Genomic DNA, 9,134 nt, shown 5'->3' on the forward strand with positions numbered 1-9,134 from the left:
CAGGATAGGCCACGTCTGCAATTGCCCGCGCTTGCAAATATCCCGCGTCTGCAATTAATGTGGACGCAGGCAACCCGCTGCGGCAATGCCCGGCCCCTCCCCCCTGAAGCTCTTGAAGGGCACCCCCCATGCCTCTCGCACTCCTCGCACTCGCCATCGGCGCCTTCGGGATCGGCACCACCGAATTCGTGATCATGGGTCTGCTGCCCGAGGTCGCCGGCACCTACGGCGTCTCGATCCCCACCGCCGGCTTCCTGGTCAGCGGCTACGCCCTCGGCGTGGTCCTCGGCGCCCCGCTGATGACCGTCCTCAGCACCCGCATCCCCCGCAAGCGCATGCTGATGGTGCTCATGGGCCTGTTCATCGTGGGCAACGTCATCTCCGCGCTGGCCCCCGCCTTCGGGATCATGCTCGCCGGCCGGGTGGTGGCCTCCCTCGCCCACGGCGCCTTCTTCGGTATCGGCGCGGTCGTCGCGGCCGAGCTCGCCGCCCCCGAGAAGAAGGCCGGAGCCATCGCCATGATGTTCACCGGCCTGACCGTGGCCAACGTCGTCGGCGTCCCGCTCGGCACCCTCGTGGGCCAGCACCTCGGCTGGCGGGTCACCTTCCTGATCGTCGCCTCGCTCGGCGTCCTCGGCCTGCTCGGCATCGCCCGGCTCGTCCCCGACCTGCCCCGCCCCGAGGGCGTACGGATCCGCCACGAACTGGCCGCGTTCCGCAACGTCCAGGTGCTCCTGGCGATGGGCATGACCGTCCTAGGCTTCGGCGGGGTCTTCGCCGCCATCACCTACATCACCCCGATGATGACCAACGTCGCGGGCTTCGCCGACACCTCCGTCACCTGGCTGCTCGTCCTCCTCGGCCTCGGCATGGTCGCGGGCAACCTGATCGGCGGCCGCTTCGCCGACCGCGCGCTGATGCCCATGCTGTACACCTCCCTGGGCGCGCTCGCCGTGGTCCTCGCCCTGTTCACCGTCACCGCCCACACCCGGGCCGGCGCCGCCGTCACCCTCTTCCTCATCGGGGCCCTCGGCTTCGCCACCGTGCCGCCGCTGCAAAAGCGCGTCCTCGACCAGGCCGCCGGAGCTCCCACGCTGGCCTCCGCCGTCAACATCGGCGCCTTCAACCTCGGCAACGCCCTCGCCGCCTGGCTCGGCGGACTCGTCATCGCCGCCGGGCTCGGCTGGACCGCCCCGAACTGGGTCGGCGCCGCCCTCGCCGCCTCCGCCCTGGCCCTCGCCCTCGTCTCCGGCACGCTGGAACGGCGTACGGGGACCCGCGCGGGCGGCGAAGGGGGCAGCCGGGTCGTCGCGGCCGCCGCCCCGGCCCCGGCCGTCCCCGCCCCCCACTGATCCACCATCTCCGCCCCCCTCACTGATCCACCATCTCCGGCCTTCACCTCGCTCCAGCTCGACGCCCCGACTTCGGATCTCGTCGAGGCCGTCCGGCCCGGCGGGCCCTTCCACGTCCTGCCCACCGCCCTCGACCGCCCGCTGCTGCTCATCGCAGGAGGTCTGCCCGTGCGTCGCGGCGGACGGCTCATCGGCGCGATCGGCGTCGGCGGCGGCGCTCCCGCGCAGGACCACGGATTCGCCGAGACGGCGCTCGGCGTCCTGGCCTGACCCCCCACCCGGGTCGCGCACCCGTCTCCCCCGTGCCAGGTTGGTACGGGGGAGACGGGTGCATGATGCGGCAGAAGAAGCAGTACGTGCGCGATCACGCCATCGCGACGGCCACCGTCGCTTCACTGGTCTGCCTTGCCGCGGTCCCGGGCTGCACGTCCGGTTCGGCCGCCCCGGGGCAGCCCCCGGCACCCGCCCCGGCCACCAGCGCGACCAGTGCCACCACGGCCTCCAGCCCGGCGGCCCCCGCGACCAGTGCCACCCCGGCCGGCACCCCCTCGCCCACCTTTCCGCTGTCCACCGCCCCGCGCACGGTCCCGGCCGTACGGGAACACGTGCCGGCCCGCGGCCCCGGCTGGCGGCCCGCCCCCGAGGCGCGGGTCGTCGTACCGCCGGGCGACAGTGCGGCCCTGGCGGACGAGGGCAAGCTGTTGGCCGGCGAACTGCGCATCGGATACGCCGAGTCGGACGAGACGCGTCGCGGCGACGTGGAACTGGCCCTCGGCGTCAAGGGATCCGGGGCGCCCGAGTCGTACACCATGACGGTGCGCGACGGGCAGGTCCACATCACCGGACCCGACCAGGCCGGAGTGTTCTACGGCACCCGCACCCTCAAGCAGGAGGTGAGCGGCGACGCTCCGGCGCCGGAGGGGACCGTGCGCGACGCCCCGGCCAAACCGCAGCGCGGGCTCAATCTCGACATCGCGCGCAAGCACTTCACCCCGGACTGGATCGAGGACCGGCTGCGTGAAATGGCCGATCTGAAGATGAACCAGCTCGGCCTGCACTTCTCCGACGACCAGGCGTTCCGGATCGAGTCCGACACCCACCCCGAGATCGTCTCCACCCCGCACCTCAGCAAGGCGCAGGTGCGCCGGATAACGGGGCTCGCCGCCCGCCTGCACATCGCGGTCATACCCGAGATCGACTCCCCGGGACACCTCGGAGCGGTCCTGCGCGCGTACCCCGGGCTGCAACTGCGCGACGTACAGGGCCGCGAGGTCAAGGGCGCCGTGGACATAGCCAACCCGGCCGCGGCCAAACTCGTCGACGAACTCCTGCGGGAGTACCTGCCGTTGTTCCCCGGCGCGATCTGGAACCTGGGCGCCGACGAATACCAGGCGCTGGTCTACAAGGACCCGCAGGCCTCCTTCCCCCAGCTCGCGACCGCCGCCCGGCAGCGGTACGGGCCCACCGCGCGGGTCCAGGACCTGGCGACCGGCTGGCTGAACGACCGGGCGGGCGTGGTCCGTTCGGCGGGCCGGGATCCGGCGGCCTGGAACGACGGCTTCTTCACCGGCGGGGTCGCGCAGCCCGCCAAGGACATCCAGGTCGAGTACTGGACCGGCAAGGAGGGCGGCGCCCGGCCGCCGCTGGAGTACCTCCGCGAAGGCCGGGACGTCGTCAACCTCAACGACGAGTACCTCTACTACGTGCTGGGGCAGCCGAACCAGTTCACCTACCCCACGGGCCGGCGCATCTACGAGCAGTGGACCCCGCTCGTGCTGCGCGGCACCACGCCGGTGCCCGCCCGGTACGAGGACCAGATCCTGGGCGCGCGCCTGGCCGTCTGGTGCGATCTGGCCGGAGCCCAGACCCAGGCCCAGGTCGCGGCCGGGATCAGGCTCCCGCTGGCGGCTCTTTCCCAGAAGGTGTGGGACTCCCGGACCCCGGCCCTGGACTGGCCCGCCTTCAAGGCGCTGGCGGACCGTCTGTAGGCCGGGGCGGGACCGGCGACGCTCTGGCGTTCTCCTACCAGATGGAGTCGACCCACTCCGGGTGGTCGATGAACGGGTTCCGGTTGTGCTGGTAGGTGTCGTATATGACCTGGTTACGGCGCTGCTCGAAGGCGTCCGGCGGGTCCTGCAGGTTCCACTGCTTCAGGACGCTGAGCCGGCCCATGGCGGGCGCGCTGCCGTTGTTGACCTTGTCGTTCATCTCCAGGTCCGCGAAACCGTCACCGCCGTCGTAGCGCACGGCCATGTAGAGCAGCATGCGTGCGACATCGCCCTTCACCGCGTTCCGGGGCTCGAAGGAGTCGGAGTCGGTGAAACTGCCCGAGGCCTCGGAGACCGGGCTGCCGCCCTTGTCGAAGTCCTTGTTCCCGCGGGTGCTGTTGACGGTGACGTCCTCGGGCCTGAGGTGGTGCAGGTCCGTTCCGGGGCCGGTGGCGGTGCCGAAGTCACCGTGACTCTTGGCCCAGACGTGCTCGCGGTTCCAGTCGTTGACCCCGCCGCCGTTGGTGGACTTCGACTGTGAGCGGCCCGAATAGACCAGGATGACGTTGTTGGAGTTCGCGGGGTCCTGATCGGTGACCTTCAAGGCGTTCCACACGCCGTCGTACGTCACCTTGGACTGGGACTTGATGATGGTGTGCAGCGCCGTCTTGAGGGCGGCGCCGGTCTTGCCCTCGGCCGCGGCGTAGTAGGCGTCGACCGCGGCGTCCGAGGAGACGCCGGCCGGGGAGACGCCGGCCGAGGCGCCCGCGGGTGCCGGGGAGCCGGAGGCGCTCCGCTGGCCGGCCGTGGCCGAGGACGGAAGCAGCAGCAGGGAAGCCGCCGCGAGGCCGGCCGCCCAGGGAGTCAGGCTGGAGATTCTCATCACGTGGGGGGGTACCTCTCCATACGCACCGCTCCCGCCCGGGGAATTGGCGGGGCATCAGGTGGCAGAGCGAGATTCACATTGTCATGTGCCCTACAGGTGAAAAGCACGTGTCGGGAGCCGGGACTTTCTACGCGCGTCACGGGTGATTGGCGCGAGAGCCCCTTGGCAGAAGCCCACCGCGCGTGCAGGGTGACGAAGGCCACACTGTGAACAGCCCTACCAGGAGCAGCCCATGGCAGCGAAGATCCTCATCGTGACCGGCGACGCGGCGGAGTCGCTGGAGGTCCTCTACCCCTACCAGCGCCTGCGCGAAGAGGGATACGAGGTCCACATCGCGGCGCCGGCGGTCAAGAAACTGCGCTTCGTCGTGCACGACTTCGAGGACGGCTTCGACACCTACACCGAGAAGCCCGGTTACACCTGGCCCGCCGACATCGCCTTCGCCGACGTGGACCCCGGACAGTACGCGGCGCTGGTCGTACCCGGCGGGCGCGCCCCGGAGTATCTGCGCAACGACCCCGAGGTGCGGCGGATCCTGGGGGCCTTCGCGGACTCCGACAAGCCGATCGCGCAGATCTGCCACGGCCCCCTGATCACCGCCGCGGCCGGGGCGCTCGACGGCCGCAAGGTCACCGCCTATCCGGCACTGGAGCTGGACATGAAGGCCGTCGGCGCCGACTTCGAGGACTCCGAGGTCGTGGTCGACGGCACGCTGGTGTCGTCCCGCGCCTGGCCCGACCACTCGGCCTGGATGCGGGAGTTCCTGACCGTACTGCGCGCCAAGACCCCGGTTTCGGGAGGCTGAGCTTCCCCGTCCCCTTGTGAATGATCCGGGCCGGGGACTGCCGGGGCGGGGCGGATGTGGTGGGGTGTGAGAGTCAACCCACCTGATACGCACGGCAGTTGAGAGGGTCACTCATGGCGGGAAGCATAGGGCGGCGCGGGTTCATCGGTGCGGCCGCGGCGCTGGGAGGCGCCGCGCTCGTCGGAGCGGGCGCGCCGCTCGCCCAGGCACAGGACGCGGCCCGGCCGCCGCGGCCCGACACGGTGGCGATCCCGCCGGGCTTCCAGCCCGAGGGGATCGCCGTCTCCGCGCGCGGCACGGCCTACACGGGCTCGCTGATCGACGGCTCGATCTACCGGTTCGACCTCGCCACCAGCGCCGGGCGGATCATCACCCGGGGTGCGGGACCGATGTCGGTGGGCCTCAAGCTCGGCCCGTACGGCCGGCTGCTGGTCGCGGGCGGTGCCAGCGGGCAGATCCGGGTGGTCGACGCCGGGGACGGGCGGGTTCTGGCCACCCACCAGGCCGCGACCGGGACGGCCTTCGTCAACGACGCCGTCGTCGGCTGCGGCGGCGCCTGGTTCACCGACTCGTTCGCGGACGTCCTGTACTTCCTGCCCACCGGCCGGGAGCCCGCCGCGGCCCCCCGGGCGCTGCGGCTCGGCGGCGAGTGGGACCCCGTCCCGCCCGGGGGCGAGTACTGGGGAGCCAACGGGATCGAGCGGACCCCCGACGGCCGGGCCCTGCTCGTGGTGCACGACGCCGCCGAGGCGCTGTTCCGCGTGGACCCGCGCACCGGTGCCGCGACCCGGACCGTGCTCGACGGGGGCTCCGTGGGCAACGGCGACGGGCTCGTGCTGCACGGGCGGACGCTGTACGTCGTACGCAACTGGGCCTACGCCGTGGACGTGTTCACCCTGAGCGAGGACGGATGCCGGGCCCGCTTCGTCCGGCGCATCACCGACCCGCGCTTCGACGAACCGACGACGGCCGCGGTGTACGGCGGCCGGCTCTACGTGGTCAACGCCCGCTTCGACGCCGACTGGTCGGATCCGGCCACCGCCTCGACGGTCGTCAGCTGCCCGTTGTGATGGCCTGAGCCGGCTCGTACTTGTAGTCCGGGCCGAAGTTCTTCTTCACGGCCGCTTCCCAGGAGCCGTCCTCGACCATCTTGCGGATCGCGTTGTTGGTCTTGACCTGGAGCTCGGTGTTGCCCTTCTTCATGCCGATCCCGTAGTGCTCGTTGCTCAGGCTCAGTCCGATCAGCCGGAACTTGCCCTCGTTGCCCTTGCGGACGGTGTAGCCGGCCAGGATGGAGTTGTCCGTGGTCATGGCGTCGACCAGGCCCTCCTTGAGGGCGACGAGGCATTCGGAGTAGCCACCGAGCTCCAGGAGGCTCGCCTTCGGGGCCAGGTTCTTCCTGACGTTCTCCGCCGAGGTCGAGCCGGTCACCGAGCACAGCCTCTTGTCGGCGTTGTTGAGGTCCTCGGCCCTGGTGATGGTGGCGTCGTTCGCGCGGACCATCAGATCCTGGTGCGCGAGGAAGTACGGGCCGGCGAAGTCGACCTTCTGCTTGCGCTTGTCGTTGATCGAGTAGCTGGCCGCGACGAGCTGGACCTCGTTGTACTCGATCAGGAGCTCGCGGTCGTTGCTGAGGACCTGCTTGAAGACGATCTGGTCCTTCTTGTAGCCGAGCTCCTTGGCGATGTACGTGGCCACGTCCACGTCGAATCCGGTGAAGGTGCCGTCGGGCTCCCGCATGCCGACGCCCGGCTGGTCGAACTTGATGCCGATCGAGAGGGTCCCCTGCTCATCGTCACCGGCACACGCCGAGGCGGTCAGGGCGATGCCGATCACTGCGGCGATCGCGCCGGCCTTGGGAACCTTCATGGTGCACTCTTTCCTGGGGTACGCGGATACGCGGGCGCGCGGAGCCGCACGGGAGCGCGCGGAGCGCACCGGGACCGGGCCAGGGCGCGGGGAACCGCGGAGGCTGGTGGACGCGTATATGAGGAAGCTAGGAATTGTCGGGCGCAGTGTCACGACATCTGAGCAAATCTTGAGGGTAACGATCCGGAACGGCGGCAGATCTTGCGGCGAATCGGGTCCCGGGCGGGAGAGAGGTCGGTCGAGTGGCCAACGGCGGGGTACGGGTCGAGGGGAACGCGCTGCTGCTGGGCGAAGGGGCCCAGGTGCGGTTCATGCGCACGTTGCGGCTGCCGGAGACGGGTACGCACAATCTGCCCCCGGGGCTGGGAGAGTTCCCGCTGAGGCGGGTCGAGGACTATCCGGACACCGTTCCGGCGGACTGGCTCGCCAAGGGCGGGGTGATGCTCCCCGTCTACCTGCGCGAGGCGATGTGGCTCAGCTTCGGCGGAACCAGGCAACCCACCGCGCTCCAGGTCGGGGTCGGCAAGGTGTGCGCCGTCTCCGGTGAGCGGTGGACGGGCGTGCTCGGGCGCCGGCCGCAGAACTACCTCGTGCTGCCGCGCCAGCCGTGGCTGGACGGGATCAATTCGGGCACCGGCACGGTCCGGCAGTTCGTCGCCGTCCCGCTGGGGCTCGGCGCCACCGTGGAGGGCCAGGTCACCGGGGAGGAGACGGCGGGCGGCGTGCAGCTCCAGGCGTTCCCGCTCGGCGCGAAGGCGCTGGAGCGGTGGCGGGAGGAGGAGCGCACGGCCGGGACCTACCGGAGCGGGCCCGTTCCCTACGGGACGCTGCCGCCGGGCAGTCACGCGGGCGGCGGCTACGGAGGGGCTCCGGCGATGCCGGCGGCGATGATGCCGATGGCGGCGGGGCCCCCGGCTCCGGGCGGGCCTCCCGGAGCGCCCTCGCCCCCGGCCGCGGCCGGGGGCCCGCTGCGGCGGTCGGGCGCCGGGCCGGTTCCGCAGGCGCCGGCGATGGGTCTCGGTGTCGGCGGCGCCATGCGCCAGGAGGTGTACCGCGACGACCGCAAGGCGAAGGACTGGTCGGCCGAGCCGGCCGCGCGGGTCTTCGTACACCTGGTGACCCCGCCCGCGTGGCGCCGGATCACCGGGGAGGAGCCGCCGCCCTCGCCGGTGGACCGGGCCGCCTACACCAAGGCCGGGCTGCCGTGGTTCGACTACTACGACGAGGGCGCCGCCGACCTGGCCCCCTCCGGCACCCTCGGACAGGTGCAGCCGGTGGGCGAATGGCTCGGCGCCGACGGGGCTCCGTGGACGCAACCCGTCCCCGGGCAGGTCGAACCCCTGGGGAACGGGCCCCGGCCGGGCAAGCCCGTACAGGACGGCGACTGGTAACAGGCCCTGCCGCCCCCGGACTGGCCGGGAACGTATGGTCGTTCGAGCCCGGGGGCGGGACCCGTGGCAGCATGGGAGGGCAACACACGCTGTTCGGAGGGGGAGTTCGGTGAGCGGAGTACGCAAGGGCCTGGCCAAGGTGGAGATCGCCCTGCGGTGGGATCCCAGTCCGGCGGGAGAGCCCGTCCATGACCTCGACCTGCTGGCCGGGGTCTACGCCGCCGCGGACCCCTACGGGGAACCCGTCTACCTGGTGCATTTCGGAAGCCGCGCGCCCGACGGCACCATCACGTTGAACCGGGACAGCGCGACCGGGCTGGGGCTCGGCTTCGACGAGGTGATGACCCTCGAACTGAACCGGATGGCAACCGAGCTGACCCGGGTCGTCATCGGTGTGGTGATCCAGCGGCCGGGTGGCGGCCCGGCGCTGACCTTCGCCGATGTCGCGGGAACGGGACTGCGCATCCGGGAGGGCTACACCGACCTCGCCGTGGACGATCTCGCGGGCTTCGGCGCGGCGAGCGCGGTGACGGTCGCCGAGTTCACCCGCGACGCGGCGGGGGTCTGGTCGCTGGACGCGGCCGTACGGGGCTTCGACGCCGACCCGGAGGAGTACGCCCGGGCGATGGGCGCGGCCCGGAGCTGAGCCGCGGCGGTGCTCGTGAGCCGAGTCGCCGGGGTGGTCGTGGGCTGAGCCGCGGCGGTGGGTCGTGAATTGAGGCGCCGGGGTGGGCACCAGTCGGCCCGCCGGGCGGTCCGACGCCGATCCGCCGGGCGGTCCGGCCGCTTGCCGAGCACGGACCGGTACCGCACGGACCTGTCGGGGGGGCCGCCGCGCGGGCG

The 9,134-nt window shown here is 71.7% G+C and carries 8 protein-coding genes and 1 pseudogene; 7 read left to right on the plus strand and 2 right to left on the minus strand.

Features of this window, described 5'->3' with window-relative positions:
- The first annotated feature begins 128 nt into the window (after window positions 1-128).
- The 3 genes and pseudogenes from OTB20_RS29995 (at window position 129) to OTB20_RS30005 (ending at window position 3,340) form a co-directional block, all read left to right on the plus strand.
- Window positions 129-1,352 carry an MFS transporter gene (locus tag OTB20_RS29995; RefSeq protein WP_267822250.1) on the plus strand — a complete coding sequence of 408 codons (1,224 nt, stop codon included), beginning with the start codon at window positions 129-131 and terminating at the stop codon, window positions 1,350-1,352.
- Between the two features lie 39 nt (window positions 1,353-1,391).
- A pseudogene (locus tag OTB20_RS30000) lies at window positions 1,392-1,622 on the plus strand (heme-binding protein); the annotation flags it as partial.
- A gap of 62 nt (window positions 1,623-1,684) precedes the next feature.
- Window positions 1,685-3,340, plus strand: coding sequence for a beta-N-acetylhexosaminidase (locus OTB20_RS30005; RefSeq protein ID WP_420716515.1), 1,656 nt, complete (start codon window positions 1,685-1,687; stop codon window positions 3,338-3,340).
- Window positions 3,341-3,374: 34 nt separating this feature from the next.
- On the opposite strand, the gene OTB20_RS30010 is transcribed toward OTB20_RS30005, so the two are convergent.
- Window positions 3,375-4,223 (minus strand): endonuclease I family protein, encoded by an 849-nt coding sequence (locus OTB20_RS30010; protein WP_267822252.1) that lies wholly within the window; start codon window positions 4,221-4,223, stop codon window positions 3,375-3,377.
- A gap of 235 nt (window positions 4,224-4,458) precedes the next feature.
- On the opposite strand from OTB20_RS30010, the gene OTB20_RS30015 reads away from it, so the two are divergent.
- Window positions 4,459-5,031, plus strand: coding sequence for a DJ-1/PfpI family protein (locus OTB20_RS30015; RefSeq protein WP_267822254.1), 573 nt, complete (start codon window positions 4,459-4,461; stop codon window positions 5,029-5,031).
- A gap of 113 nt (window positions 5,032-5,144) precedes the next feature.
- Complete coding sequence (locus tag OTB20_RS30020) at window positions 5,145-6,101, plus strand: SMP-30/gluconolactonase/LRE family protein (protein WP_267822256.1); 957 nt, start codon at window positions 5,145-5,147, stop codon at window positions 6,099-6,101.
- Here OTB20_RS30020 and OTB20_RS30025 read toward each other — a convergent pair.
- Window positions 6,085-6,900, minus strand: coding sequence for a glutamate ABC transporter substrate-binding protein (locus OTB20_RS30025; RefSeq protein ID WP_267822258.1), 816 nt, complete (start codon window positions 6,898-6,900; stop codon window positions 6,085-6,087). The genes OTB20_RS30020 and OTB20_RS30025 overlap by 17 nt on opposite strands.
- Before the next feature lie 242 nt (window positions 6,901-7,142).
- On the opposite strand from OTB20_RS30025, the gene OTB20_RS30030 reads away from it, so the two are divergent.
- Both OTB20_RS30030 and OTB20_RS30035 read left to right on the plus strand, forming a co-directional pair.
- Entirely contained in the window at window positions 7,143-8,291 is a 1,149-nt protein-coding gene (locus OTB20_RS30030; protein ID WP_267822259.1) for a hypothetical protein, read from the plus strand.
- A 109-nt stretch (window positions 8,292-8,400) separates the two neighbouring features.
- Entirely contained in the window at window positions 8,401-8,937 is a 537-nt protein-coding gene (locus tag OTB20_RS30035) for a TerD family protein (protein ID WP_267822261.1), read from the plus strand.
- Window positions 8,938-9,134 lie beyond the last annotated feature (197 nt).

This window comes from Streptomyces sp. H27-H1 (assembly GCF_026627445.1).
Lineage (GTDB): Bacteria > Actinomycetota > Actinomycetes > Streptomycetales > Streptomycetaceae > Streptomyces.